Consider the following 25112-nt stretch of genomic DNA (forward strand, 5'->3'; position numbering starts at 1 on the left):
CCCTCAAGGGGGAGATCACAAAGCTCAGCCCGCCAGGCGGCTCGCCGTCTCGTGCTGGGCGTAGGCGCGGCCGAAGCGGTTGGCCAGAAATGCGTCGAGCGCGATGTCTTCCTGCCGGACGAAACCTTTCGCCGGCAGCGTGCCGTCGGCCAGCATGTCGAGCACGGCGCAGATGCCGGAGGCGGTGGTGATCTGGATGGCGCTGCGCACGACGTTGCCGACGCGGTGCGAATAGATCTTGTTGGCGTAGGTCTCCTGCAGCAGGCGGCCGTTGCGGCGGCCCGAGACGGTGACGAAGACGATGACGACATCCTGCAGCGTCGCCGGTAGGGCGCTCTCGAAAATGTCCTTCAGCACGTCGCGGCGGTGGCGCAGCCCGAGGTCGTTGAGCAGCGCCTTCATGATGGCGGCATGACCGGGATAGCGGATGGTGCGGTAGTTCAGCGTCCGCACCTTGCCTTTCAGCGTCTCGGCCAGAGTGCCGAGTCCGCCGGAGGTGTTGAAGGCCTCGTAGGTGACGCCGTCGAGCGAGAATTCCTCGCGCTCCTCCAGCGGGGGCACCTCGACCAGCTCGCCCTCGACGATCGCCTCGCAAGGCTCGCAATATTCGTTGATGACGCCGTCGGTGCTCCAGGTGAGGTTGTAGTTCAAAGCGTTCGACGGATATTGCGGCAGCGCGCCGACGCGCATGCGCACGCTTTCCAGCGTGTCGAAGCGGCTGGCCAGATCGTTGGCGACGATCGAAATGAAGCCCGGCGCCAGGCCGCATTGCGGGATGAAGGCGCTCTTGCCCTCGCGCGCCAGCTCCTTGACCCGACGGGTGCTGGCGACGTCCTCGGTGAGGTCGAGATAATGCACGCCCGCCTTCGCCGCAGCCTCGGCGATGCGGGTGGTGAGGTGGAAGGGCGCGGCGCTCAGCACGGCGAATTTGCCGGCAAGCGCTGCCTCAAGCGCGCCGGGCACGGCGATGTCGAGCTCCTTGCTCTCGACGCCGGCCGGCAATTCGGCTGCGGCGAGCTGGGCCGCCGAGCGGTCGACCACCGTGACGCGGTAGTCTCCCGTGGTGGTAAGCATTTCAGCGATGGTCGAGCCGATCTTGCCGGCGCCGACGACAACAATGTTTTTCATGACGATACCCCTGCCAGTTCGAATTGGCAGGAATCATCGCAGCTTGCCTGTCGAAAGGAAGCTCGGAATCTGGCAAAGTGAAGCTGAACATAGCGCAATTTGCCGAAGGGTTTCGTCGAAATGATCAGTGAAGCTGAACAGGCCCTGCTGACGCTGCTGCGCGCCAACGCGCGCGCCTCCACCGCCGAGCTGGCGAGAAAGCTCGGCGTGTCGCGCACCACGGTGCAGAGCCGGATCGAGCGGCTGGAGCAGCGCGGCATCATCGCCGGCTACGGCGTCAGGCTGTCGCCCGACTATGAGCAGGGTCTGGTCAAGGCGCATGTGCTGCTCACCGTCACGCCGAAACTCGCCGACAAGGTGGTGCGTAGCCTGGAGGCGATGCCGCCGGTCCGGACGGTGCATTCGGTGAGCGGCAATTTCGACATGATCGTCATCGTCGACGCGCCGTCGATCCGCGATCTCGACGCGCTGCTCGATCAGATCGGGGCAATGGAGGGAGTAGAGCGGACGTCGTCGTCGATCATCTTGTCGACGCGGGTTGATCGGTGAGGGCAGCGAAACTGCCAATCTCCCCCCAAGTGAGGGAGATGGCCGGCAGGCCAGAGGAGGTCGCCTCGCGTGGAGCGCCAACTCCATCTGCCGGCAGCAGGCCGAGCCCAGTCGGACCGACCCCCTCTGGCCGCTTTGCGGCCATCTCCCCCTCGAGGGGGAGATTGGCGCTACGCCCTCCGTCTCTCCGGCCCGTTGTCCAGCCACTCCAGATCGTCCGGCGACAGCGCAATATCCAGCGCCTTGAGGCTGTCCTCCAGCTCATCCAGCGTGCGCGGGCCGATCAGCGGAACGGACGGGAAAGGCTGCGCCAGGACATAGGCGAGCGCGACATGGATCGGGCTTTTGCCGAGCCTGCTTGCAAGTTCGATGGCGCGGTCGCGGCGGCCGAAGTTCTTTTCCGAATACCAGACCCGCACCAGCTCTTCATTGTCGGTGCGGTCGCGGCCGGCGCGGTCGGTGAAGAAGCCACGGCCCTGGCTCGACCAGGCGAAGTTGGGCATCTGCCGCGCCGTCAGCCAAGCTTTCCAATCGTCGGTGGAAGAGGTGATGCAGCCGGCCCAGATCGGCTCCAGCATCTCGGCCAGCGAAAAATTGTTGGAAAGCGCGCCCGGCTTCTGCTTGCCGGTGCGTTCGGCATAGGCGATCGCCGCGTCCATACGCTCCATCGTCCAGTTGGAGCCGCCGAACAGGCCGCGGATGCGGCCGGCCTTGACCTCGCGGTCCATGGCATCGACGAACTCGCCGACCGGCACGTCCGGATTGTCGCGATGCATGAAATAGATGTCGACATGGTCGGTCCGCAGCCGGTCGAGCGACTGGGCAAGCTGCTTGCCGATCACATCGGGATAGCAGAGCGGCGTGTGCGCGCCCTTGGCGATGATGACCGACTGCTGGCGCACGCCGCGATTGCTCAGCCATTGCCCGAGCAGCGTCTCGGTGTAGCCGGCGCCATAGACGAAGCCGGTGTCGAACAGGTTGCCGCCGGCTTCGAAATAGGCGTCGAGCAGGATCGAGCCCGAGGAGAAGGTGCGGAAATCCTCGAAGCCGAGCGCCAGCCGCGAGACGGGCTTCGGCAGGCCGGGAATCGCGCGTTTGCCGATGGCGGTGCCGTTGGCGCGCAGCGGCCGGCCGGAGATGGTGTTGACGCGCTTAGCCGGCTTTTCGATCTCGTACTCCAGCCCGACGGCGGCGCGCCATTTGTCGAGAACGCGCAGCGTGCCCAGGCTGTCGGCCCAGCCCATGCCCGGCCAGGCGAATTCCTGGCGGCCGGCCAGGATCGCCTCGCCGGCGGCGTCAACCTCGAAGGAATAGAGGTGGCGGGTCTCGTTGACACTGATCACCTCGCGCGTGCCGCCGGACCGGATCACCTCGATCCGGCCCGGTCCGACATCGCGGTTGCCACCGGCGAACCAGAAGTCCGGCACCTCGATTTGGCCGTTGGTGCCGAAAATGCGCAGGACATTGTCCTGGTTAAGCGAGATGCTGCACGAGACCTCGGCGACGATGCCGCCGGGGAAATGGAGCAGCGCCGAGGCCCATTCATCGACGCCGGACTGGCCGAGATGGGCCGCACCGACGACCTTGTCCGGCTCGAGGAAAGGCTTTCCCGCCGCGGCGCCGGCAATCAGCCGCGCCATCGAGACCGGGTAGCCGCCGACGTCGAGGATGCCGCCGCCGGCCAGCTCGTTGGCGTAGAGCCGGTGCTCCGGCATGAAGCCCGGCATGGCGAAGCCGAAGCTCGACTTGATCGTGCGGACCTCGCCGATGGCGCCCGATTTGATCAGCTCGACGAGCTGCAGCGTCTGCGGATGCAACCGGTACATGAACGCTTCGCCCAGGAAGGTGCCCGCTATTCGCGCCGCATGCATCATGGCGTCGGCCTCGAAGGCGGTGAGCGCCAGCGGCTTTTCGCACAGCACATGCTTGCCGGCTTCTGCCGCCTTGATCGCCCATTCGGCATGGCCTGGATGCGGGATCGAAATATAGACCGCATCGACGTCCTCGTCGGCAAGCAGCGCGTCATAGCCGTCAAGGATGCGCGCGCCCGGAAACGTCTCGGCAAGGCCCGGCTTGCCGGGATTGCGAGCGCCGAGCGCGACCAGCTCGCCGGTGCGCGACTGTGCCAGGCCGCCGGCAAAGGATTTGGCGATGCTGCCGGGTCCGAGAATGCCCCAGCGAATTTTTCCGGATGTCATGTCGAATTCTCCATGCGGTCGCCGCCACGCCTTCGCGATCGGGCAGAAAGGAAAGTCAGCGAATCCTGGCGCCTGTCTTGTCGAAGAGCAGCGAGCGCTCGGCCTTGATCGAGACGGTGAAGTGGTCGCTGCCGGCGCGCTGGCGCCTGGCCTCGCGCTCGATGATCAGCTCCTCCGGCCCGGCATCGGCGTAGACATAGCTGACCGAGCCCAGATGCTCGGCGACGTCGGCCTTGACCGGAATGTCGCAGTCGCCCTCGCCGGCCTCGAAGAAATGCTCCGGCCTGACGCCGAGCACGACTTCCGCGCCGGGCGCCGGCAAGGGGCCGCAGAGCGGCTTGCGCAGCCTGGCGCCGCCATGATTGACGAGCTCGACGGTCGCGGCGCTGTTGGACAAATCGACGACCTTCGCCGCGATGAAATTCATCTTCGGGGAACCGATGAAACCGGCGACGAAGCGGTTGGCCGGATCGTCGTAAAGGTCGAGCGGGGCGCCGATCTGCTCGACATTGCCGGCCTTGAGCACGACGATGCGGTCGGCCAGCGTCATCGCCTCGGTCTGGTCGTGCGTCACATAGATCATGGTGACGCCGAGCTCCTTGTGCAGGCGCGAGATCTCGACCCGCATCTGCACTCGCAGCTCGGCGTCGAGATTCGAAAGTGGCTCGTCGAACAGGAACACCTGCGGCTCGCGCACGATCGCGCGGCCGATGGCGACGCGCTGGCGCTGGCCGCCGGACAATTGCTTCGGCCGGCGCTGCATCAGCTCGTCTATGCAAAGGATTTCGGCGGCGCGCTTGACCCGCCGTTCGGTGTCGGCCTTCGGATTGCCGTTCATGCGCAGGCCGAAGCTCAAATTCTGCTCCACCGTCATGTGCGGATAGAGCGCGTAAGACTGGAACACCATGGCGATGCCGCGGTCGGCCGGCTCGACATCGTTGACCACCTTGCCGCCGATGGCGATCTCGCCGCCGCTGATGTCCTCCAGCCCGGCGACCATGCGAAGAAGCGTGGACTTGCCGCATCCCGACGGGCCGACGAAGACGACGAACTCGCCATCGGTAATGTCGATATTGGCGCCATGGACGACCTCGAAGGTGCCGAAACGCTTGACGACATTGGTGAGGGTGACGGCCGCCATCTCGTTCCTATCCTATTTGACCGCGCCGGCGGCGATGCCGGCGATGAAATGGCGCTGCAGCAGCACGAAGACGATCAGCATCGGCACGGTCAGCATGACGGCGCCGGCCATGATGCCGCCCCAGGACACCTTGGTCAGGCCGATCAGGGTGCCGAGCGCCACCGGCGCCGTCATCGCGCCGGGCTGGCTGTTGATCAAAAGCGGCCAGAGATAGTTATTCCACGAGGCGAGGAAGAGAATGATGGCGAGGGCCGCCAGCATCGGCCGCGCCAAAGGCAGCGCCACGAACAGAAAGATGCGCCATTCCTTCACGCCTTCGACCCTCGCCGCGTCGAACAGCTCGGCCGGCATCATCGAAAAGGCCTGGCGCATGAAGAGCACGCCGAGCGAATTGAACAGCGGCGGCACGATCAGCGCGATCCAGGTGTTGGCGAGCTGGAAGTCGCGCGCAACCATGATGAATTGCGGGATCAGCACCACGGCGTAGGGAAGTGTGATGGTGCCGAAGATGATCGCCACCACCACGCCCTTGCCGAGGAAGTCGTAGCGCGCCAGCGCCCAGCCGGCCATCGAGGTGAGCAGCACCGAGAGAAAAGTGTAGGTCACAGCCACCGAGACCGAGATGCCGATCGCGCCGACGAAATTGGTGTCGCGCTGCAGATTGTTGAAATTGTCGAGGAAACGGTCATGCGGCAGAAGCTCGATGCCGGGACTGAAGATGCCGTTGTCGGGCATGGTGGAGAACACCACCATCATCCACAGCGGGAACAGCCAGATCAGCGCCAGCGGCGTCAGGACGAGATGCAGCAGGATGCTGCGTCCGAGCCGCCTTTGCGAGCGCGAGGTCATTTCGGCTCCCTCGTCAGCCAGAGCTGCACCAAAGTGATGGCGATGGCGAGGCCCGCCATGGTGTAGGCGATCGCCGAGGCATAGCCGAAATTGAGCGAGCGGAAGCCCTGGCGGTAAAGCAGGAGGCCAAGGGTTTCAGTGCCGCCGCCCGGCCCGCCGCGTTCGGTGATCAGGAAGGGCTCGGTGAAGAGCTGCATGGTGCCGATGATCGACAGCACGGCGCAAAAGACGATGACCGGCTTCAACAGCGGCAGGGTGATGTAAAAGAACTGCTTCACCTTGCTGACGCGGTCGAGCGTGGCGGCCTCGTAGACGTCATCGGGAATGGATTGCAGGCCGGCAAGAATGATGATGGCGTTGTAGCCGGCCCAGCGCCAGGTCACCGCGATCATGATCAGTGCCATGGCCGGCGTGACGTTGGAGAACCAGTCGATCTTCTCCAGGCCGACGCTGCTCAAGAGCTTGTTGACGATGCCGAAATCGAGGCTGAACATCAGCCGGAACACCGCCGAATAGGCGACCTCGCCGACCACGACGGGGGCGAAGAACGCAAAGCGGTAGAGGCCGCGCGCCTTGAGCAGCGGCGAATTCAAAAGCACCGCCATCACGACCGCCAGCGAGATCATCACCGGAACCTGGATGACGAGGATAAGCAGCGTGTTCTTCAGCGCGTTGAAGAAGGCGGGGTCGCCGATCAGGCGGCCCCAGTTGAAGGTCGGCGCGAAGCGCCACGGCACGGTGCGGGTCGCCTGGAAGGAGATCAGGAAGGAGCTGATGATCGGCCAGATCCAGAAGATGGCGAAGATCAGGAGATAAGGCGTGAGGAAGCGATACGCGGTGGCGTTGCGGTAGCGCATCGTGTTCCTCCTCCTTCCAGTTTTGGGTCGCGCCTTCCTAGCGGGCGCGGTGTTGATCATGTGTTCAATTGCTGGAGCAGTGCCAATGGTCGATGCAGGCGCTGCCCTGTCTTGCCTTCGCCCCTTGTGGGAGAAGGTGGCCGCGAAGCGGCCGGATGAGGGGTGTTCCAGCTTGGCAACGACGGCAATCCGTCCAACACCCCTCATCCGTCTCATCCGTCTCATCCGTCTTGGCGCTACGCGCCAATCCACCTTCTCCCACAAGGGGAGAAGGAAAAGCGACGCTCACTTAACCGGCAGGCCGGTCGCAGAGGCGATCTGGCTGGCGGCGTCGTCGAGCGCGGCCTTGGCATCGGGATAGCCGCCGGCAAGATACTTGGTCTGCACGGCCCGCACGATGATCTCTGCATCGCTCTGGAACTGCGTGCCGCGGCTCGGCACGACCTTCGGCAGAGTGGCGAGGATATCCTTCCAGACCGCCTGGCCGCCCCAATAGGGCTGGCCCTGCGCGACGTAAGGATCGTCGAGCGCGGAAATCAGCGACGGCACCAGGCCGAAATCCTTCAGCATGGTGATCTGGCCTTCATTGGTCTCCAGCGTGTATTTCAGATAGGCATAGGCCGCTTCCTTGTTCTTGCTGGCCGAGGTGATGGCCAAAGAGGAGCCGCCGAGATTGGCGGCGCGCGGGCCGTCGGCGGTCAGGCTCGGCATCAGGTAGACGCCCCATTTGCCGCTTTCCTTCGGCGATTCGGTGCGGATCGTGCCCTCATACCAGCCGCCATAGACCTGGGTGGCGACCGTGCCGGCGGTGTTGTTGGTGATCTTGGTCGACCAGTCGGCGGAAGAAACGATGCCGGCGTCCTTCATTTCCTTGACCTTGGTCATGGCGTCGACGCATTTCGGCTGGTTGACCGTGATCGACTGGCCGTCCTCGGCGAAATAGGCGCAGCCCTGCTCGTTGGAGATCATGCGGAAGAATTCGGTATCGCCGTTGAAGTCGGCGTTGGTCATTGTGACGCCGGGGTTGGCGGCCTGGATCTTCTTGCCGGCGGCGATGAAATCATCCCAGGTCTTGATCGATGCGGGGTCGACGCCGGCCTTCTCGTAGAAGTCGCGGCGGTAGAAGACGGCGACCGGGCCGGAATCCCAGGGCATGGCATAGGCCTTGTCGCCAACCTCGAGCTCGGTGCGCTTGAAATCGGGGAATTTCTTCTGGTCTTCCGCGCTGTAGCCCAGCGTGTGCAGGTCGACGAAGCAGTCCGGGAACTGGCTCCAATAGTTCTCGGCCTCGCCGTTCTCGATCGAGACGATGTCGGGCAGGCCGACACCACCGGCGGCGCAGCCGGCGATCGACTTGTCATAGGTCGGCTGGTTGCCGAGGTCCTGAACGGTGACCTTGATGTCGGGGTACTTCTTGTTGAAGCCCTCGACGGTGGCCTTCAGCGACGAAGCGGCGATGTTCCAGCTCCAGATCGTGAGTTCGCCGGATTGCGCCAAAGCGGGGCCGGAGCCCAGGGCAAGCAAAAGCGCGGCGCAGGTCAGTGTGGTGCGCATTGAAATCCTCCCATTTCGTTTGCTCTCTCACCGTGAGCCTGGCTAGATTATGCGGCGCGGAAGGCTTGTCCCCGACAAAGGGAATAAGAAATTGGCGGAAAGTAAGATGCCGGAGCGTCCGTTCTACCAGCCAGGCGCGAGCAGCGTCGAAGGTCTGCCGCTGGCCTTGCAGATGTTCCACAACCAGCCGTTGGTGATGCTGAAGCCGCATTGGCACGCCCAGGTCGAGGTCAACTTCATCGTGCGCGGCAGCGTGCACTACCGCATGGCCGAGCATGAGATCGCGCTCTCGGCCGGCGACATGTGCCTGTTCTGGGGCGGGCTGCCGCACCAGATGGATGATCTCACCGATGACGCGATCTATGCCGGCGCGCATCTGCCGCTGGTGCATTTCTTCAGGCTGCATCTGCCGGCCGATGTCCGGCACCGGCTGATGACGGGCGCGACGCTGGTGACGAATGCCACCGACCAGTCCGACAACGACAATTTCAAGCGCTGGAACGAGTATGCGCGCTCGGGCGATGCGGCCAAGGCCGAACACGCCGTCAACGAGCTGCTCTTGCGGTTGGAGCGGGTGCGCTTCGAGCCGTACCGGCTGGTGCCGGCAACAGCGTCCGGACACGGGGCCGGCAGCGCCTTCGACCAGCAGTCCTCGCGCAATGTCGGGCGCATGTGCGATTTCATCGCCGAGAATTTCCTCTACGACATCGACTGCGTGAACATCGCGGCGGCGGCCGACATCCATCCGAAATACGCCATGAGCCTGTTCAAGAAATCGACCGGCATGACGCTCAACGAATATGTCAATCTGCTGCGGCTGAGCTATGCCCAGGCGCTTTTGATGCATGAGGGCGCCAATGTGCTGAAGGTCGCCATGGACTCGGGCTTCGGCTCGCTCAGCGCCTTCAACAAGTCGTTCCGCAAGCTTGCCGGCATGTCGCCCTCCGATTTCCGCAGGGCGGGCGTGCGCTGAAGCCCGCCGTCACGCGGCGGGCTCCCTCACCGCGGGGAAGTCGACGATGACGGCGAGCCCTGGATGATTGTCCTCCAGCGTGATTGACGCGCCATGCAGGTCTGCGACCGCCTTGACGAGGCTCAAGCCGAGGCCGCTACCTGGCGTCGTGCGGCTGGAATCCAGCCGGTAGAGCCGCTGAAAGACCTTTTCACGCTCGCCGGCCGGAATGCCCGGCCCATCGTCGCGGACATGGACGAGGACGCGCTCGCCCTGCGTTGTCACCGACAGCTCGATCGCTGTGCCCGGCGGACAATGCCTGAGCGCGTTCTCGACAAGGTTGGCGAGCATCTGCATCAGCAGGTCGCGGTCCCCGTGGACGTACCATTTCGTCTCCGGAACGAGCGTCGTCGACAACGATTTTCCGTCGTCCTCGGCGACGTCGGCATAGACCTCGCCGATGGTGTCGACGACACTGCCGACGTTGAGATCGACGAAGCGCGCCTTGCGCGCGCCGGCCTCGATCTGGGCGATGCGCAGCAGCGCATCGAAGGTGTCGTTGATCTGCCGGCTTTCGTTGCGCGCATCGGCCAGCTCGGCCGAAACGTCCTCGCCGGAGGCGGTCTTGTCGGCGGCCTGCTCCAGGATCATCTGCAGGCGGTTGAGCGGCGTCTTCAGGTCGTGCGCGATATTGGCGCTCACCTCCCGCATGCCGTCGACCAGGCCCGACAAGCGGTCGAGCGCTGCGTTCACCTGGGTGGACACGGCGTCGATGTCGTCGCCATTGCCGGTCAACGGGATGCGCGTGTCGAGCCGCCCGTGCGAGACGTCGACCATGGTGGCGGCAATGCCGTCGAGCCGCCGCTGGACGCGCGAGGCGAGCAGGGCGCCGCCGGCAATGGCGAGCCCGGTGATGAACAGCGTGCCCCAGCCGAAGCTCATCAGCACGATGGTCTTCAGCTCGTCTGTCTCGGCAAGCGAGAAGGCGACCGTCAGATTGTTGCCGCCGACCTCGCCGGTATAGGCGCGGTACATCGTGTCGGGCGGCACACCCGGCAATCTGGCGGCGAACATCGAGAAACCGTCGGGCAGGCCGGAGGCGGTGAAATTGCCTGCCAGACGGTTGCCGGCGGGATCGGTCAGCGACAAAAGCTGGTCCTTGTCGGGGCTGAGGTCGGCGTTGTTGTTGACCGAGGCGACAAGATCTTCCTTGTCGTTGGCTGCATAGGTCAGGGCAACGACCGAATAGGTCTCCTTGATGGACTTATCGAGCCGCCTTGCCAGCTCGGCGCTCATCAGCTGATAGACGACCGCCCCGGACAGGATGAAGGCGAGCACGAACAGGAAGGCAAAGGTCAGTGCCAGGCGGAACGGCGTGCTGCGCAGCAGGCTGGGGCGTGCTTCCTTCATCGTTTCAGGCGGGGCTCGGCCAGAACAGCCATAGCAGGGCCAGGGCCGCCACGATCCAGACGGCAATCATGAAGATCAGACCGGTCAGGCTGACCGGTCTGGTGCTGCGCGTGGCGGTGTCGCGGAATTCCCGCATGAGCCCGGCCGGAACCAGCTTTACCGCAAGCAGGATGCCGAGCGGAACGATCACAAGATCGTCCAGATAGCCGATGATCGGAATGAAATCCGGAATGAGGTCGACGGGGCTCAGCGCATAGGCCGCAACCGCGCCGGCCACGACCTTCGCGTACCAGGGGACGCGTGGATCGCGGGCGGCAAGCCAGAGCGCCACGACGTCGCGCTTCATGCGAAGCGCCCATTGCCTTGTGGAGTCCAGCATTGCCATGTCGCTTATATACGGACAGCCGGCGGGAGGCGCGAGATGCGATCGGGCATGGATCGTCAACCCTGCGCGTGCAGGCTGTAGCCGGTGTTGCGCACGGTATGGATGAGCGGCACGTCGAACGGCCTGTCGACCTTGGCCCTGAGCCGGCTGATATGGGTCTCGACGACGCTGGTCTTGGGGTCGAAATGGAAGTCCCAGACGCGCTCCAGAAGCATGGTGCGGGTAATCACCCGGCCCTCGCCGCGCATCAGCACTTCGAGCAGGCTGAACTCCCGGGGCTGTAGGTCGATGGTCTGGCCCTGCCTGGTCACGCGCCGCATGATCAGGTCCATTTCGAGGTCGGCGACGCGAAGGCTGGTCTTCTGCTCCTGCGCCGCCGGCCTCCGGCCGAGCGCGTTGATGCGGGCAAGCAGTTCGGAAAAGGCGAAGGGCTTGACCAGATAGTCGTCGCCGCCGGCCTCCAGCCCCTCCACCCGGTCGTCGACGCCGCCGATCGAGGTCAGGAATATCGCCGGCGTCTTGATGCCCGCCGCTCGCACCGCCTTGATCATCGACAGGCCGTCGAGACCGGGGACCATACGGTCGGCCACGATGACGTCATAGGCATTGCGGGTTGCCGCGGCGAGCGCTTCGTGGCCATTGCGCAGGAGATCGCAGGCGTGCCCGGCCTCGCTCAGTCCCCTGACGACGTAGTCGGCAGTCCTTGGGTCATCCTCAACCAGCAGCAGTCGCATCTTGGCCTATCGTCCGGTGTCGAGTTCAAGCGGCACGGTAGCATCGGCGAGGCCCCATTCCCACAAGCCGGACTTACGCAGGCCTGTCCGGGTCCTTACAAATTCGTAAGAATGATCGAAAATAATGGGAAGACCTCGCCGCCGGGCGCGAGAAAGGTTAGGGGAGCGCTGGCCCGGCCGGAGTGACTCAAATCGAATGGCTTACACATCGCTCAAGTCAGCGCCAAAGGCCTTCGACCAGCACAAGCGTCTGATCGTCGTCCAGGTCGCCGCAGTGACGGCCATCGTCTTGCTGCTGTTTGCCAAGCCGTTCCTCAGCGAGGGCTCGAGCGGACACGAGCTGATGGAGACGGCCGGCTTCGGCTTCGTGCTCGTCTGCTTTCTCGGCCGGCTGTGGAGCATTCTTTATGTCGGCGGCAGGAAGAACGACGAGCTGGTCGTCTCCGGTCCGTTCTCGATGAGCCGCAATCCGCTCTATTTCTTCTCGATCATCGGAGCGGTGGGTATCGGGCTGATGTTCGGATCGGTGCTGGCCGCGGCGATGCTTGGGCTTGCAAGCTTCCTCGTCTTCCGGTTCACCGCCGGCCGGGAGGCCGAGTTCCTGTCCGGCAAGTTCGGCGCCGCCTACACGGCCTATGCCGAGCGGACGCCGCGTTTCTGGCCGAATCCGATGCTCTACCGCGACGAGGACCACTGGGTCTTTTCCACCAGCGCGCTGAAAAGCACGTTCCGGGACGGTCTATATTTTCTGGCCTTCTTTCCGCTTATCGAGGCGGTCGAGCATTTTCGTATGATCGGCATGCTGCCGACCTTGTTCACAATCTACTGATTGCGATTGGGCGTTTCGCTGCCCGAGCTAAAAAGCCCGGCGATTGCACCCAAAAGAAGTCAGGGGCAATGCCTTGAGTCCGAGCTGGCGAAGCATATACCTCTTTATGACTTGGGCTGTTGGGCTGCGTGATGGACATTCGCACATCGAAACACGATACGCTCGGACGGTTGTCGGTGTTTGAACTCGACGCGTTGCGGGAAGCTTTCAAGCGATCGGTTCGCGAGAACAACGTCACGGAAATCCGGTGGGCCGAGCACGCCGAGCTTTTCGTCAAACGCGCGATCGGCAAGAAAAGTCGCGCCCTCCGAGCCTAAAGCGCGTCGCGTCGAATTGGCCCGCGCCACCCATCAGGCCGGCTTAGCCTTTGCCTCCGCCGCGCGCGCCGCGCCTCGTGCTTTCCAAAAGGATCGCCAGGCAGCCGATCAGGATCAGGACAGCGCCGAGGAGCGGCGGCAGCGCCAGAAGCTTCACGGCGCCGGCGACCAAAGCGATCAGAAGCAGTGCCAGAAGCGCAAGGCTGCCGTCGTCGACGAACATGCCGACGAGCTCCTTCAGGACGAGGCGGACGATTTTCATCGGGCAATTCCCTTCGAGCGGTTCACCATTTCACGGAAACGGCAAGCCGCTCTGTTTCTTTTTGACCGCAATTCCGGACGGAAAACCGTTTCACACTTTTCCTGGAATTGCTTTGGCAGCAGCCACGTGGGCGTTGTGCAGCCAGCGCACCATGGCGAAGGATGCCGCGGCGATGACGACGAAGATGGCAAGCAGCGCAAAATCCTCGCCCGGCCATTCGGCGCCGAGGCCTTCGCCTGTCCAGAACACGCCGAAACTGGTCAGCATCAGGCCGACCACGAATTTGAGCGCATTTTCCGGCACCCGCGCCAGCGGCCGGTGCATGGCGAGGCCGATCAGCATCACAAGCACGAATGCGGCCAGCGCTCCGAGACCGGCATAGAGCGTCTGGCCATGCGCGGTCCCGACCGCAATAACGATGAACACCACCTCGACCCCTTCGAGCAGCACCGCCTTGAAGGCCGCCACGCCGGCAAGATAGCCGGCGCGACGGTCGTTGGCGTGGCGGGTCAGCGCGTCGGTTTCCCTGGAAAAGGCTGCCTCTTCGTCGCGGAGCGCAATGATGCCGGCGCTGCGCAGGATCGCCTTGCGCAGCCAGCGCATGCCGAACAGGATAAGAAGCACGCCGACCGCGAATTGCAGGAGTGCAATCGGGATCAGCTGCAGCAGCGGTCCGAAAGCCAGCACCAGCGCCGCCAGCACGGCGAGCGCCGAGACGGCGCCTGTCAGCGCCGGCCGCCAGCCGCGCGTCACGCCGACGGCCAGCACGATGGTGAAGGCTTCGACCACCTCGACAAAGGACGCCAGGAACGAAGCGGCCACGGTGGAGAGAATGGGCGTCAGGTCATGCATGAATGGCTACCGAGGTCCGTGTTTCGCCGCCCTTTTCGGAAGGCGGGGCCGGTTCAGCCTTGTTCAACAGGCGATGATGCACAAAGTATGGCGGATGGACAAATCAGCCGTCGCCGGCTGCACATTCTCGACCGCGGCGGCGAACTTGCGCCCGTGCGCAGGCCGGTGGCATAAGGCCATGCTCATCAGAGGAAGCGGCTTCAGATGACGTTATCGGTGAGAGACCTTCCCCTGCGCACGCCGATCGACGGCCGGCACCGGCAGATGATGATCGACGGTGAGTGGCGCGATGCGGTGAGCGGCCGGACTTTCGAGACGCGCAACCCCGCCACCGGCGCGGTGCTGGGCACCGTGCCGCTTGCGGATTCCGAGGACATCGACCTGGCAGTGGCCGCCGCGCGGCGCGCCTTCGAGGGACCGTGGAGCCGCCTCAAGCCCTATGAGCGCCAGCTGCTGCTGTTGAAGATCGCCGATCTCATGGAACGGCATTGGGAAGAGTTGGCGCTTTCCGACACCACCGACATGGGCATGCCGATCACCCGCACTTTGGCCAACCGCAACCGCGTGCTCGGCATGCTGCGCTTCTATGCCGGCATGGCGACGTCGATCCACGGCCAGACGATCGGCAATTCGCTGCCCGGCGAGATCGTCTCCTACACGCGCAAGGAGCCGGTCGGCGTGGTCGGCGCGATCATTCCGTGGAATGCGCCCACCGCCGCCTCGATCTGGAAGATCGGCCCAGCCCTGGCCACCGGCTGCACCATCGTGCTGAAACCGTCGGAAGAGGCACCGCTGACGCCGCTTCTGATCGCCGACCTGATGCAGGAGGCCGGCGTGCCGCCGGGCGTCGTCAACGTTGTGACCGGCACGGGCGCGGAAGCCGGTGCGCCGCTCGCGGCGCATATGGATGTCGACAAGGTGGTCTTCACCGGCTCGACCGCCACCGGCCAGGCGATTCTGCGCGCCTCGGCCGCCAACATGAAGCGCGTGTCGCTGGAGCTAGGCGGCAAATCGCCGGTGATCGTGCTCGCCGATGCCGACATCGAGCGCGCCGTGCCGGTGGCGGCCATGTCGGTCTTCGCGAATTCCGGCCAGGTCTGCATCGCCGGCTCCCGGCTCTTCGTCGAACGGCCGATCTATGACGAATTCGTCGAACGCGTCGCGGCCTTCGCGGCAAAGCTGCGGATCGGCGACGGCGCCGACCCCGAGACCGAGATCGGACCGCTGATCTCGCCAAGACAGCTCGAGCGCGTCTCAGGCTTCATCGCGGACGGCGCGCGCGAGGGCGCGCGGCTGGTGACAGGTGGTGAGCGCATCACCAAGGGCGCGCTGGCCGCAGGCAATTTCATGACGCCCGGCGTGTTTTCCGGCGTCACCGACGGCATGCGCATCGCGCGCGAGGAAATCTTCGGGCCGATCATCTCGGCGCTGCCCTTCGACACGCTGGACGAAGCGGTGCGGCGCGGCAACGACACGCCCTACGGTCTCGGCGCCGGCGTGTTCACCAAGGATGTCGGCAAGGCGCACCAGCTCGCCAACCGGCTGCGCGCCGGCTCGGTCTGGGTCAACACCTATCACGCGATCGACCCGGCCGTGCCGTTCGGCGGCTACAAGATGAGCGGTTACGGCCGCGAGGGCGGCGCCGAGCATCTCGACGAATATCTCAACACCAAGGGCGTCTGGATCCGGATCGATTGACGGTCTGTATCCGGTCGCGTTTCGTTGAATAGCCGCATGGCTTCAACTATTTGCGTTGCGCAATTCCGAAGCGGAAAGCGGTCGCACGTTTTCCTGGTATTGCGCTGGAGCAACACAAGAGCAAGAGCGGTTGAGCGGGCCGCTCTGACTCGGAACGGAGCGCATGAAGAAGATCGGATTTCTGTCGTTCGGGCACTGGTCGCCCGCCCCGCAATCGGGCACGCGCTCGGGCGCCGACGCGTTGCTGCAGTCGATCGACCTTGCAGTCGCGGCCGAGGAGCTCGGCGCCGACGGCGCCTATTTCCGCGTCCACCATTTCGCCCGCCAGCTCGCCTCGCCGTTTCCGCTGCTTGCCGCGGCCGGCGCGAAGACCAAGCGTATCGAGCTCGGCACCGCCGTCATCGACATGCGCTACGAGAACCCGCTCTACATGGCCGAAGATGGGGGTGCGGCCGACCTCATCGCCGGCGGCCGGCTGCAGCTCGGTATCAGCCGCGGCTCGCCCGAGCAGGTGATCGATGGCTGGCGCTATTTCGGCTACGTGCCGGAAGAGGGCAAGACCGATGCCGACATGGCGCGCCGCCACGCCGAGATCCTCCTCGATCTGTTGCGCGGCGAAGGCTTTGCCCAGCCCAATCCGCGGCCGATGTTTCCCAATCCGCCTGGATTGCTCAGGCTCGAGCCGTTCTCGGCGGGCCTGCGCGAACGGATCTGGTGGGGCGCGGCCACCAACGCCACCGCCGAATGGGCGGCCAAGCTCGGCATGAACCTGCAGAGCTCGACGCTGAAATTCGACGAGGGCGGCCAGCCGTTGCACATCCAGCAGGCCGAGCAGATAAGAGCCTACCGCGCCGCCTGGAAGGAAGCCGGCCATGCGCGTGAGCCGCGAGTGTCGGTGAGCCGCAGCATCTTCGCCTTGGTCAACGACATGGACCGCGCCTATTTCGGCGGCAGCGAGGGCGAGGATCATTTCGGCTATATCGAGCCGGAAAAGCGCGCCGTATTCGGCCGCACCTACGCCGCGGAACCGGACAAGCTGGTGGAGCAGCTCAGGCAAGACGAAGCGATCGCCGAGGCCGACACGCTGCTGCTCACCGTGCCCAACCAGCTCGGCGTCGACTACAACGCCCATGTCATCGAGGCGATCCTGAAGCACGTCGCGCCGGCACTCGGCTGGCGGTGATCAATCGAGCGATTCGACGGCCGCGAGGCGAGACCAAACTCGATTTCGGGGCCATGATCGAATCGGCGCACGCGATGCTTTGAGGCACTGCCACCGGCAATCAGGTCGCTGCGCCAGTGTACCGCTCGCGCACGATCCGGGTGATGTGGACCACGTTCAGGCCGATGAAGAAGACGTTCCATGCCACGACGTTCAACATCGGGACGGGCTGACAGTAGAAGTATACTGCCAGGCAGGTTGCCGCCGTCAGGGTGAGCATTCGCAGGCGCAGCATGTCCATCGTGAAGTAGGCAATCACGTAAAGAATGTTCGCCGCGTTGATGAGCAGTTCCATGAGAGTTCCCATGTGGTGGGGCATGCAGGAAGGGGCGGTGCCCGGTTGAAACGCCGGGCACCGCCTGCCGTCAGTCGCCGCCAAATTCGGTCTTGAAGGTTTCGAAGTCGATCTGCAGGCCATTCAGCACGGCGCTCCAGTGCCGGACGTAGCCGGCATGGGCCACGGCTTCGGCGACCTCCTCGTCGGTGGCGCCGCGGTCCTTGGCCATCTTGGTTTCCAGCCAGATGCAGTAACGGCACGGAATCTGCGCCGCCACCGCGACGTTGATGAGCGACTTTACCTTCGGTTCGAGAGCGTTGTTCTTGGGTTGAAGCTCGAGACCCTTGAACATCGCCCAAGCGCCGGCGACTGCCGACTTTGGATAGGCCTTGATATGGCTCGGGACGATGCCGAGCGTCGCCTCGATTTCCTTGTAGGTCTGCTCGGCCGCCGGCAGTTCCTGCGCAACGGCGAGCGGTGCGGCAAGTACGGTAGCGATGGCGAAGCCTATGCCTGCGAGAATGTTTTTCATGATCAGTCTCCTGTTTGTTGAGATCGAAGGGATGGCCGCCCGCCCCGCGCCCCCTTTGCGCCGCGAGGCCGGAAGTCGTCCGCTGCGACCGACGGGTGTTAGCTTTCGAAGGTCAGAGCCGGGCCTCGAGGACCAAGTTGAACGGCGTCTCGAAGGCACGACGGAAACGGGTGAACCCGGCCTTGCGGAACACTTCCGCCAGCCGTGCCTCGCCGGCCTGGGCGCCCAGCACGAGGCGGCCGCCGTCCGAAATAGCGTGGGCGCAGCAGATGGTGGTGGAGGCCGCGTAATACATTCTCGCCACCGGCGAGATGTTGTCCTCGACCCGGTCATTGGCGAAAGGCTCGACCAGCATCACCGTCCCGTCCGGCGCCAGCGCCTTTGATGCATGCACTGCCGCGGCGACAGGATCGCCCATGTCATGCAGGGCATCAAAGAAGCAGATCAGATCGTAGCCGCTGCCCGGGTAGTCGTCGGCCCGCGCCTTTTCGAACGCCACGCGCCCTTCCAAGCTCTGCTTGGCGGCGCCGCGACGGGCCTCCCCCAGCGAGTCTTCGTGATTGTCGAAGCCATGGAAGCGGGAAGCCGGAAAGGCCTTTGCCATGAGCGCCGTCGAATGGCCGTGGCCGCACCCGATATCGGCGACAAGCGCACCAGTCCTGAGCTTCTCGACGACGCCCTCCAGGGATGGCAGCCATTCGCTGACGAGACTGGCCTTGTAGCCGTTCCGGTAAAAGGCGGCCACGCCGCAGGCCAGGCGTCCGTCATGATCTCCCCAGGCGATGCCCTTGCCGGTGCGGAAAGCCTCTACGGCCTTCTCTTCGTCGGCCCACATCGAAGCGGGCACCGCCCAAGCGTTGGGAATGAAGACGGCGCTGTCCTCGTCGGCGAGCACGACTTCCTGTTCGGGTGTCAACTCGTAGGTGTCGCTGACCGGGTGGTAAACGATATAGCCGCCCGCCACTTGGGAATTGAGCCATTCGCGTACGTAACGTTCGGCACAGCCGGCCCGCCCCGCGAGCGCGCGGGCACTGAGGGGTCCGAGGCCCGCCATGGCCTTGTAAAGACCGAGACGGTGGCCGAGGCTGATCATGACTCCGCCGTAGCCGGCCGAAATATCACCGATCGCTCGCGCGACGAGCGCATCGAGTTTTGCCGGATCGATCTTATGGTTGTGGGTATGCTCCATGTCCAAGTCTCCTGTCCAAGCGCTCGGGCAATCCCGAGGCAGCGGCTGAATCGCAGGAACAGGGAAGAAACTGGAGAGCGCGACTCTCCAGAATCGGGCCATTTGTGCCACTGGCCCGTCGTCAGGAGAGAAACTGGCGGCCGCGCGCGCCGGGCGCTATGGTTGCGGCACCTGCGACATGGATTAGCCGACATGCATCGTCACTTCACCACTGCCGCATCCGAGCCGCTTCACGTGAGTCTGGTGGCCATTCCAGAGGCCGTGGTGTCCACGTTGTCGGGCATCTTCGACGTGATGAATGCCTTCAAAATAATGCCGCTGCCGGGCAGCGAGCCGCGCCAGGCTCCGCCCTTCGAGATTGAGATCGTCGGCCTAGAAATGGGCGCTCTGGAACTGGCCAGCCGCGTGCCGGTCATGGTTCAGCGAAGTGTGGCGGAGGTGGATATGACCGACATCGTCATTGTTCCTTCGATCCTGCTTGGGCCGAACGGCTGGCGAAAGGACCTGCATCCGGAACTGATCGAGTGGTTCCGCGCCATGCATGGCCGCGGCGCGCTCTTGTGCTCGGCGTGCTCAGGCATCTTCCTGCTTGCCGAAACCGGTCTGTTCGATGGCGTGGACGCGACCGTGCATTATGGCTACGCCGGCGACTTCGGCCGGACGTTTCCACAAGTGCCTATCCACCCGGATCGTGTGCTGGTGGTGTCGGGCAAGCGAGAGGAGCTCATCTCCTCGGGTGCTTCCATGACCTGGCATGATCTGGTGTTGTACCTGATCGCCCGACACGCCGGCGCGACCGCAGCCCAGGCCGTGGCGCGCTCATTCGCGCTGCAGTGGCATCAGGACGGTCTTGCGCCCTACATCATCTTTGAGGGTCGCAAGGATCATGGCGATCTTGCCGTTCAGGCGGCGCAGGACTTGATCGCCACCCGATTTTCGGTCGCCAATCCCATAGAAGAGATGATCCGCTGCGCCCAGCTCACGGAGCGCACCTTCAAACGCCGTTTCACGAGTGCGACCGGCCTGAGCCCGATCGCCTATGTACAGCGCTTGAGGATCGAGGACGCCAAGCGCCGACTGGAGCGCACCGACGCGTCAATCGACGACGTCAGCTGGCAGGTCGGGTACGAAGAGCCTGCGTTCTTCCGTCGCTTGTTCAAACGTGTGACGGGGCTGGCGCCCGGCGCATACCGCAAGCGGTTCAAGATCCCCGCCTATGCGCAAAGGCATTTGCCCGACGAGAGCGTCGAACTCCGGCTGGGAAATAGCCAGCGGCAGACCTAAGCCGGGCCGACGCTGCGATATCCGCCCGGCAGGCCGCTCGGGTACGCTTCCTCCGCGAGCGTGTTGACATCCGACGAAGACAAGCAGTAGTTTTTTGCGTAATCGGTTACGTAACCGATTACGCCCATTCAGGAGGAGGAAAGTATGAGCAAGGTTTCAAATACCCGCAGGCTCGACCTGGGATCGTTCTCGCGTCGTCGGTTCCTCAAGACAAGCGCGCTGGCGGCCGGCGCGCTTGCGCTGCCGTTCGGTCCGGCGTTTGCGGCCGACAAGCCGAAGGTAGGCCTGGTCATGAAGTCTTTGGCCAACGAGTTCTTCAAGCAGATGCAGGCCGGCGCGGAGGACTATGCGGCCAAGAACAAGGACAAGTTCGATTTCGCCGCCGTCGGCATGAAGGACGAGCGCGATTTCGCCGCGCAAGTCGATGCGATCGAGAACTTCATCACCCAGAACTACAACATCATCGTCGTGGCGCCGGCCGATTCGAAGGCGATGGTCACGCCGATCGCCAAGGCGCTTAAGGCCGGCATCAAGGTCATCAACATCGACGTCGCGCTCGACGATGAGGCCAAGAAGAAGGCCGGCATCGACCTTGCCTTCTTCGGGCCGGACAACCGCGCCGGCGCCAAGCTCGCCGGCGACGCGCTCGGCAAGGCGCTGGGCAAGGGCGGCAAGGTCGTCATCCTCGAAGGCAATCCGGAAGCCGACAACGCCAAGCAGCGCAAGCTCGGCTTCGACGATTCGGTGAAGGAGCACGGCCTCGACCTGCTCGATTCCAAGACCGCGCATTGGGAGACCGAGGAAGCCAACACGCTGATGACCAACTTCCTCACCCAGCACCCGGACATCCAGGGCGTGATGGCGGCAAACGACTCGATGGCGCTCGGCGTGGTCAAGGCGATCGACGCGGCCGGCAAGTCGGGTCAGATCAAGGTGGTCGGCTTCGACAACATTCCGGCCGTCGGCCCGCTGCTCAAGGAAGGCAAGATGCTCGCCACGGTCGAGCAGTATGGCGCGCAGATGGCGGCCATGGGCATCGACTACGGCCTGCGCGAGCTTGCCGGCGAGAAGTTCTCGGGCTGGGTCAAGACCGACGTCAAGCTGATCACCGCCTGAGGCGAGCACAGGCGCCGGGACTCCCTCAGGCGCCATCCATTGGCTTGTCTCATCATCGCCGCCGGCAAGCAGCCGGCGGCGATGAGCGCCATTCAGGATTGCTGCATGGACGATGTGGTTCTTTCCCTTGAAGGGGTAGGAAAAATCTTTCCCGGCGTGGTCGCGCTGAGCGACGTCTCGCTGTCGATCGCGCGCGGCGAGACGCATATCGTCCTCGGCGAGAACGGCGCCGGCAAATCGACGCTGATCAAGCTCTTGGCCGGCATTTACCAGCCGGACAGCGGGACGATCGCCTTCAACGGCCAGCCCTATCAGCCGAAGACGCCGCATGACGCGCAGCTAAGCGGCATCCGCATCGTGCACCAGGAGCTGAACCTACTGCCCTATCTCAGCATCGCCGAGAACCTGATGCTGGAAAACCTGCCGCGCCGCGCCTTCGGCATCGTCGACCGCAAGGCGCTCAACCGGCGCGCCGTCGCGCTGCTCAAGGAAGTCGGGCTCGATGTCGATCCGAGGACGCGGGTCGAAGCGCTTGGCGTCGCGCAGATGCAGCTGGTCGAGATCGCCAAGGCGCTGAGCTACGACAGCAAGCTGCTGGTGCTCGACGAGCCGACGGCGACGCTGACGCCGCCGGAGATCGGGCGGCTGTTCGCTATCATCAAGCGGCTGAAGGCCAGGGGCGTCACCATCATCTACATCTCGCACCGGCTGCACGAAGTGTTCGAGATCGGCGACCGGGTGACAATCTTGCGCAACGGCAGGCTGGTCGCGACCCGCGACCTCCACGGCCTCAGCGTGCCGGATGTCGTGCGCATGATGATCGGCCGCGACATCGCCGACGAATTCGGCTTCGACGCCTCGATCGTGCCGGGCAAGGTCGCGCTCAGCGTCACCAATCTGAAGCGCAGCGCCGTGACGCCCGAAATTTCCTTCAACGTCCGCCACGGCGAGATCTTGGGCGTGGCCGGTCTGGTCGGCAGCGGCCGGACCGAAGCCATGCGGGCCCTGTTCGGCGCCGATCCGAGGCTCGACGGCGTCGTCGAGATCGACGGCAAGCCGGTGGCGATCACGGCGCCCAAGGATGCCGTGCGGCATGGGCTCAGCCTGCTTACCGAGGATCGCAAAGGCCAGGGCCTGCTGCTCGATCTGGCCGTGGACAAGAACATCACCATCACCGATCTCGGCAAGGTGTCGCGCCACGGGCTGGTCAACCGCCGGGCCGAAGCTGCGGCAGCGAACGATCTCATCGGCCAGCTGCGCGTCAAGGCAAGCTCGATCGAGCAGGCGGTGCGCAACCTCTCGGGCGGCAACCAGCAGAAGGTGGTACTGGCCAAGTGGCTGTTCCGCGGCACCTCGACGCTGATCCTCGACGAGCCGACGCGCGGCGTCGACATCGGCGCGCGGCGCGAGATCTACCAGCTTCTGTGGATGCTGGCGGCGGCTCAAAAAGGCATCATCATGGTGTCTTCCGACCTGCCGGAGCTCATGGGCATGTGCCACCGCATCATCGTCTTTTCCAAGAACAAAATCGTCGGCGAGGTGCCGCGAGCCGAATTCGACCAGGAGCGCATCCTGTCGCTCGCCTACCAGGAGTATGTGCGACCATGAGCGAGACGTCCGAAACCTTTGTGTCGGCGCCTGTTTCTCCCGGCAAGGCGAAGTTCCTGCGCGTCCTGATCCGCGACGCCGGCGTGCTTCTGGCGCTGGTGCTGATCACGCTGTTCTTCTCGCTCACAGCGCCTTACTTCGCCACGCCCGGCAACGCGCTGAAGATCTTCGTGCAGATCGCCATAAACACCGTGCTCGCCGCCGGCATGACCTTCGTCATTCTCACCGGCGGCATCGACCTTTCGGTCGGCTCGGTGCTGGCGCTCTGCACCGTGGTCGGCGCCACCGTCATGATTGACGAAAGCCTGTCGCCGGCCGTCGCGATCACTTTGGCGCTGCTCGCCTGCATGGCGACCGGTGCTGCCTGCGGCTTCCTCAACGGCTGGATCTCGACGCGCTGGAAGATCCCGTCCTTCATCGTCACGCTCGGCATGCTCAACATGGCGGCGGGCGCCGCGCGCGTGGTCAGCGACAATTCGACCATCACCGGGCTGCCGCAGAGTTTCGTCGATTTCGGCAATCTGATCATCGGCGGCTTCCTGCCGTCGATCTTCCTGGTCGCGGTGCTGGTGATCGCGGCCGGCTGGTTCGTGCTGCGCTTCACCGTGTTCGGCCGCATGATCTTCGCCGTCGGCACCAATGACGAGGCGGTGCGCCTCTCCGGCCACAATCCGGATTTCTACAAGGTCGCGGCCTTCACCATCAGCGGGCTGACGGCCGGCATCGCGGCCATGGTCTATCTGCTGCGCTTGAACATCGGCAGCCCGATCGCCGGCGTCGGCTACGAGCTCAATGCAATCGCCGCCGTCATCATCGGCGGCACCAGCCTCAGCGGCGGCAAGGGCTCGATCATCGGCACGCTGGTCGGCGCCTGCATCCTGCAGGTGCTCAGCACCGGGCTGCAGCTGCTTGGCGTCGGCGACAATTTCAAACCGATCGTGATTGGCCTTGTCATCGTGCTCGCCGTCATCCTAGACGCTTATCGGGAGAGGCTGTTGCGGAGGATCCGCTAGAGGGTCAGAGGGAACCATGACCACAATTGCCGATGTCGCGCGCTATGCGGGGGTGTCCGTCGCAACGGTCTCGCATGTGATGAACCGCACGCGTCATGTCGAGCCCGAGACGGCCGAGCGCGTGCGCGCCGCGATCACCGCCCTGCGCTACAGCCCGAACTCGCTGGCGCGGAGCCTGAGACGCGGGGAGACCAAGACCATCGGCCTGCTGCTCCCGGACAATTCCAACCCGTTCTTCGCCAGCGTGGCGCGCCAGATCGAGGATGCCGGCTTCGTGGCCGGCTATACGGTGATCCTGTGCAACTCGGATGGCAGCGCCGAGAAGGAAGAGCGCTATCTGTCGGTGTTGATGGCAAAGCAGATCGACGGGCTGATCTTCGCCGGTTCGTCCGACCATGCGCGGGTGTTCTCGCACCTGTCCGCCGCCCTGCCGGCGGTGCTGCTCGACCGCGAGATCCATTCTGTCCATGTCGATTCCGTGCTGGTCGACCACGATCACGGCGGCTATCTCGCCGGGCGCCATCTGGTCGGGCTCGGCCACAGCAAAATCGGTGTCATCGGCGGTCCGCGCGATTCGAGCTCCAGCCCGGCCCGCCTGCGCGGTTTTACCCGGGCGCTTGCGGAGGCAGGTATCGACCTGCCTGCCTCGTGGGTGGTCGATTCCGACTATCATTTCGCCGGCGGCCGCCTGGCGATGGAGCGGCTGATGGCGCAGGCGCCGGAGATCACGGCGGTGTTCGCCTGCAACGATTTGATGGCCATGGGCGCCATCACCGCGCTGCGCACGCGCGGCTTGCGGGTGCCCGACGACATGTCGCTGATCGGTTTCGACGACATCCCCTATGCGGTCACCACATGGCCGCCGCTGACGACGATCGCGCAGCCGGTCGAAAAGATCGGAACGCGGGCGGTCAGCCTGCTGCTCGAGCGCGTCGGCGAGCCCGAGGCGCCGTCGCGCCGCGAGGTGCTGGCGCCAGTGCTGGTGGAGAGGGAAAGCTGCGCGGCTTTGCAGAAGTAGCGTGTAATCTCCCCTCTTGAGGGGGAGATGTCGCCGAAGGCGACAGAGGGGGTCGGTCCGACTGGAGTCGGCCTGCTGCGGCAGATGGAGGTTGGCGCTCCACGCGAGGCGACCCCCTCTGGCCTGCCGGCCATCTCC

At 64.5% G+C, this 25112-nt stretch carries 25 protein-coding genes; 11 read left to right on the plus strand and 14 right to left on the minus strand.

The window, feature by feature from the left end:
- Window positions 1–24: 24 nt before the first annotated feature.
- Window positions 25–1128 carry a saccharopine dehydrogenase family protein gene (locus EJ078_RS15200; protein WP_127247386.1) on the minus strand — a complete coding sequence of 368 codons (1104 nt, stop codon included), beginning with the start codon at window positions 1126–1128 and terminating at the stop codon, window positions 25–27.
- A gap of 120 nt (window positions 1129–1248) precedes the next feature.
- Between EJ078_RS15200 and EJ078_RS15205 the strand changes: the two genes are divergently transcribed.
- Entirely contained in the window at window positions 1249–1677 is a 429-nt protein-coding gene (locus EJ078_RS15205; protein WP_066991894.1) for an Lrp/AsnC family transcriptional regulator, read from the plus strand.
- Between the two features lie 170 nt (window positions 1678–1847).
- Here the strand turns inward: EJ078_RS15205 and EJ078_RS15210 are convergent, their stop codons facing one another.
- The 5 genes from EJ078_RS15210 to EJ078_RS15230 all read right to left on the minus strand — a co-directional run bounded on the left by EJ078_RS15210 (window position 1848) and on the right by EJ078_RS15230 (window position 8276).
- Window positions 1848–3875 carry an aldo/keto reductase gene (locus EJ078_RS15210; RefSeq protein ID WP_127214485.1) on the minus strand — a complete coding sequence of 676 codons (2028 nt, stop codon included), beginning with the start codon at window positions 3873–3875 and terminating at the stop codon, window positions 1848–1850.
- A 55-nt stretch (window positions 3876–3930) separates the two neighbouring features.
- Window positions 3931–5016, minus strand: a complete 1086-nt coding sequence (gene ugpC / locus EJ078_RS15215; RefSeq protein WP_127214483.1) for a sn-glycerol-3-phosphate ABC transporter ATP-binding protein UgpC — start codon at window positions 5014–5016, stop codon at window positions 3931–3933.
- 12 nt (window positions 5017–5028) lie between these two features.
- The gene (locus EJ078_RS15220) at window positions 5029–5865 is read right to left on the minus strand and encodes a carbohydrate ABC transporter permease (RefSeq protein WP_127214481.1); all 837 of its coding nucleotides are present in this window, start codon (window positions 5863–5865) and stop codon (window positions 5029–5031) included.
- Window positions 5862–6722, minus strand: a complete 861-nt coding sequence (locus EJ078_RS15225) for a sugar ABC transporter permease (protein WP_127214479.1) — start codon at window positions 6720–6722, stop codon at window positions 5862–5864. The genes EJ078_RS15220 and EJ078_RS15225 overlap by 4 nt, the downstream gene beginning before the upstream one ends.
- A gap of 285 nt (window positions 6723–7007) precedes the next feature.
- On the minus strand, window positions 7008–8276 hold the full coding sequence (locus EJ078_RS15230; RefSeq protein WP_127214477.1) for an ABC transporter substrate-binding protein: 1269 nt from the start codon (window positions 8274–8276) through the stop codon (window positions 7008–7010).
- Window positions 8277–8382: 106 nt separating this feature from the next.
- Between EJ078_RS15230 and EJ078_RS15235 the strand changes: the two genes are divergently transcribed.
- Complete coding sequence (locus EJ078_RS15235) at window positions 8383–9249, plus strand: helix-turn-helix domain-containing protein (protein ID WP_095781997.1); 867 nt, start codon at window positions 8383–8385, stop codon at window positions 9247–9249.
- Window positions 9250–9258: 9 nt separating this feature from the next.
- On the opposite strand, the gene EJ078_RS15240 is transcribed toward EJ078_RS15235, so the two are convergent.
- The 3 genes from EJ078_RS15240 to EJ078_RS15250 are packed head-to-tail and all read right to left on the minus strand — an operon-like array spanning window position 9259 to window position 11757.
- Window positions 9259–10638: an ATP-binding protein gene (locus EJ078_RS15240; RefSeq protein ID WP_127214475.1), complete on the minus strand. Its 1380-nt coding sequence runs from the start codon at window positions 10636–10638 to the stop codon at window positions 9259–9261.
- Between the two features lie 4 nt (window positions 10639–10642).
- Window positions 10643–11023, minus strand: a complete 381-nt coding sequence (locus tag EJ078_RS15245; protein ID WP_095799568.1) for a YkvA family protein — start codon at window positions 11021–11023, stop codon at window positions 10643–10645.
- A gap of 56 nt (window positions 11024–11079) precedes the next feature.
- On the minus strand, window positions 11080–11757 hold the full coding sequence (locus tag EJ078_RS15250) for a winged helix-turn-helix domain-containing protein (RefSeq protein WP_127214473.1): 678 nt from the start codon (window positions 11755–11757) through the stop codon (window positions 11080–11082).
- 196 nt (window positions 11758–11953) lie between these two features.
- On the opposite strand from EJ078_RS15250, the gene EJ078_RS15255 reads away from it, so the two are divergent.
- Together EJ078_RS15255 and EJ078_RS15260 are read left to right on the plus strand one after the other, a co-directional pair.
- A complete protein-coding gene (locus EJ078_RS15255; RefSeq protein ID WP_095825125.1) occupies window positions 11954–12586 on the plus strand; it encodes an isoprenylcysteine carboxylmethyltransferase family protein in 633 nt (210 codons plus the stop codon).
- Between the two features lie 131 nt (window positions 12587–12717).
- Complete coding sequence (locus tag EJ078_RS15260; protein ID WP_127403648.1) at window positions 12718–12903, plus strand: hypothetical protein; 186 nt, start codon at window positions 12718–12720, stop codon at window positions 12901–12903.
- A 43-nt stretch (window positions 12904–12946) separates the two neighbouring features.
- Here EJ078_RS15260 and EJ078_RS15265 read toward each other — a convergent pair whose 3' ends face one another.
- Complete coding sequence (locus EJ078_RS15265) at window positions 12947–13165, minus strand: hypothetical protein (RefSeq protein WP_066991559.1); 219 nt, start codon at window positions 13163–13165, stop codon at window positions 12947–12949.
- A gap of 90 nt (window positions 13166–13255) precedes the next feature.
- Window positions 13256–14017 (minus strand): COG4280 domain-containing protein, encoded by a 762-nt coding sequence (locus EJ078_RS15270; RefSeq protein WP_127214471.1) that lies wholly within the window; start codon window positions 14015–14017, stop codon window positions 13256–13258.
- Between the two features lie 204 nt (window positions 14018–14221).
- On the opposite strand from EJ078_RS15270, the gene EJ078_RS15275 reads away from it, so the two are divergent.
- Both EJ078_RS15275 and EJ078_RS15280 read left to right on the plus strand, forming a co-directional pair.
- The gene (locus EJ078_RS15275) at window positions 14222–15715 is read left to right on the plus strand and encodes an aldehyde dehydrogenase family protein (RefSeq protein ID WP_127214469.1); all 1494 of its coding nucleotides are present in this window, start codon (window positions 14222–14224) and stop codon (window positions 15713–15715) included.
- Window positions 15716–15878: 163 nt separating this feature from the next.
- Window positions 15879–16898: an LLM class flavin-dependent oxidoreductase gene (locus EJ078_RS15280; protein ID WP_127214467.1), complete on the plus strand. Its 1020-nt coding sequence runs from the start codon at window positions 15879–15881 to the stop codon at window positions 16896–16898.
- A 100-nt stretch (window positions 16899–16998) separates the two neighbouring features.
- On the opposite strand, the gene EJ078_RS15285 is transcribed toward EJ078_RS15280, so the two are convergent.
- From EJ078_RS15285 to EJ078_RS15295, 3 genes are all read right to left on the minus strand, one after another.
- On the minus strand, window positions 16999–17232 hold the full coding sequence (locus tag EJ078_RS15285) for a hypothetical protein (RefSeq protein WP_127403647.1): 234 nt from the start codon (window positions 17230–17232) through the stop codon (window positions 16999–17001).
- A gap of 70 nt (window positions 17233–17302) precedes the next feature.
- Window positions 17303–17746 (minus strand): carboxymuconolactone decarboxylase family protein, encoded by a 444-nt coding sequence (locus EJ078_RS15290; RefSeq protein ID WP_127214463.1) that lies wholly within the window; start codon window positions 17744–17746, stop codon window positions 17303–17305.
- Between the two features lie 112 nt (window positions 17747–17858).
- The gene (locus EJ078_RS15295; protein WP_127214461.1) at window positions 17859–18935 is read right to left on the minus strand and encodes a class I SAM-dependent methyltransferase; all 1077 of its coding nucleotides are present in this window, start codon (window positions 18933–18935) and stop codon (window positions 17859–17861) included.
- 192 nt (window positions 18936–19127) lie between these two features.
- On the opposite strand from EJ078_RS15295, the gene EJ078_RS15300 reads away from it, so the two are divergent.
- The 5 genes from EJ078_RS15300 to EJ078_RS15320 all read left to right on the plus strand — a co-directional run bounded on the left by EJ078_RS15300 (window position 19128) and on the right by EJ078_RS15320 (window position 24974).
- Window positions 19128–20219, plus strand: coding sequence for a helix-turn-helix domain-containing protein (locus EJ078_RS15300; protein ID WP_127214459.1), 1092 nt, complete (start codon window positions 19128–19130; stop codon window positions 20217–20219).
- A 144-nt stretch (window positions 20220–20363) separates the two neighbouring features.
- A complete protein-coding gene (locus tag EJ078_RS15305; RefSeq protein WP_095799575.1) occupies window positions 20364–21335 on the plus strand; it encodes a sugar ABC transporter substrate-binding protein in 972 nt (323 codons plus the stop codon).
- Window positions 21336–21440: 105 nt separating this feature from the next.
- A complete protein-coding gene (locus EJ078_RS15310) occupies window positions 21441–22943 on the plus strand; it encodes a sugar ABC transporter ATP-binding protein (RefSeq protein WP_127214487.1) in 1503 nt (500 codons plus the stop codon).
- Complete coding sequence (locus EJ078_RS15315) at window positions 22940–23956, plus strand: ABC transporter permease (protein WP_127214457.1); 1017 nt, start codon at window positions 22940–22942, stop codon at window positions 23954–23956. Before EJ078_RS15310 ends, EJ078_RS15315 begins: the two co-directional genes overlap by 4 nt.
- Before the next feature lie 16 nt (window positions 23957–23972).
- Window positions 23973–24974 carry a substrate-binding domain-containing protein gene (locus EJ078_RS15320; RefSeq protein WP_095825134.1) on the plus strand — a complete coding sequence of 334 codons (1002 nt, stop codon included), beginning with the start codon at window positions 23973–23975 and terminating at the stop codon, window positions 24972–24974.
- The last annotated feature ends 138 nt before the right edge of the window (window positions 24975–25112 follow it).

Source organism: Mesorhizobium sp. M1A.F.Ca.IN.022.06.1.1, from assembly GCF_003952605.1.
Lineage (GTDB): Bacteria > Pseudomonadota > Alphaproteobacteria > Rhizobiales > Rhizobiaceae > Mesorhizobium.

Coding starts and splice junctions, on each gene's coding strand:
- EJ078_RS15200 (WP_127247386.1), bottom strand. CDS start 1,128: ATGAAAAACATTGTTGTCGTCGGCGCCGGCAAGATCGGCTCGACCATC.
- EJ078_RS15205 (WP_066991894.1), top strand. CDS start 1,249: ATGATCAGTGAAGCTGAACAGGCCCTGCTGACGCTGCTGCGCGCCAAC.
- EJ078_RS15210 (WP_127214485.1), bottom strand. CDS start 3,875: ATGACATCCGGAAAAATTCGCTGGGGCATTCTCGGACCCGGCAGCATC.
- ugpC (WP_127214483.1), bottom strand. CDS start 5,016: ATGGCGGCCGTCACCCTCACCAATGTCGTCAAGCGTTTCGGCACCTTC.
- EJ078_RS15220 (WP_127214481.1), bottom strand. CDS start 5,865: ATGACCTCGCGCTCGCAAAGGCGGCTCGGACGCAGCATCCTGCTGCAT.
- EJ078_RS15225 (WP_127214479.1), bottom strand. CDS start 6,722: ATGCGCTACCGCAACGCCACCGCGTATCGCTTCCTCACGCCTTATCTC.
- EJ078_RS15230 (WP_127214477.1), bottom strand. CDS start 8,276: ATGCGCACCACACTGACCTGCGCCGCGCTTTTGCTTGCCCTGGGCTCC.
- EJ078_RS15235 (WP_095781997.1), top strand. CDS start 8,383: ATGCCGGAGCGTCCGTTCTACCAGCCAGGCGCGAGCAGCGTCGAAGGT.
- EJ078_RS15240 (WP_127214475.1), bottom strand. CDS start 10,638: ATGAAGGAAGCACGCCCCAGCCTGCTGCGCAGCACGCCGTTCCGCCTG.
- EJ078_RS15245 (WP_095799568.1), bottom strand. CDS start 11,023: ATGGCAATGCTGGACTCCACAAGGCAATGGGCGCTTCGCATGAAGCGC.
- EJ078_RS15250 (WP_127214473.1), bottom strand. CDS start 11,757: ATGCGACTGCTGCTGGTTGAGGATGACCCAAGGACTGCCGACTACGTC.
- EJ078_RS15255 (WP_095825125.1), top strand. CDS start 11,954: ATGGCTTACACATCGCTCAAGTCAGCGCCAAAGGCCTTCGACCAGCAC.
- EJ078_RS15260 (WP_127403648.1), top strand. CDS start 12,718: ATGGACATTCGCACATCGAAACACGATACGCTCGGACGGTTGTCGGTG.
- EJ078_RS15265 (WP_066991559.1), bottom strand. CDS start 13,165: ATGAAAATCGTCCGCCTCGTCCTGAAGGAGCTCGTCGGCATGTTCGTC.
- EJ078_RS15270 (WP_127214471.1), bottom strand. CDS start 14,017: ATGCATGACCTGACGCCCATTCTCTCCACCGTGGCCGCTTCGTTCCTG.
- EJ078_RS15275 (WP_127214469.1), top strand. CDS start 14,222: ATGACGTTATCGGTGAGAGACCTTCCCCTGCGCACGCCGATCGACGGC.
- EJ078_RS15280 (WP_127214467.1), top strand. CDS start 15,879: ATGAAGAAGATCGGATTTCTGTCGTTCGGGCACTGGTCGCCCGCCCCG.
- EJ078_RS15285 (WP_127403647.1), bottom strand. CDS start 17,232: ATGGAACTGCTCATCAACGCGGCGAACATTCTTTACGTGATTGCCTAC.
- EJ078_RS15290 (WP_127214463.1), bottom strand. CDS start 17,746: ATGAAAAACATTCTCGCAGGCATAGGCTTCGCCATCGCTACCGTACTT.
- EJ078_RS15295 (WP_127214461.1), bottom strand. CDS start 18,935: ATGGAGCATACCCACAACCATAAGATCGATCCGGCAAAACTCGATGCG.
- EJ078_RS15300 (WP_127214459.1), top strand. CDS start 19,128: ATGCATCGTCACTTCACCACTGCCGCATCCGAGCCGCTTCACGTGAGT.
- EJ078_RS15305 (WP_095799575.1), top strand. CDS start 20,364: ATGAGCAAGGTTTCAAATACCCGCAGGCTCGACCTGGGATCGTTCTCG.
- EJ078_RS15310 (WP_127214487.1), top strand. CDS start 21,441: ATGGACGATGTGGTTCTTTCCCTTGAAGGGGTAGGAAAAATCTTTCCC.
- EJ078_RS15315 (WP_127214457.1), top strand. CDS start 22,940: ATGAGCGAGACGTCCGAAACCTTTGTGTCGGCGCCTGTTTCTCCCGGC.
- EJ078_RS15320 (WP_095825134.1), top strand. CDS start 23,973: ATGACCACAATTGCCGATGTCGCGCGCTATGCGGGGGTGTCCGTCGCA.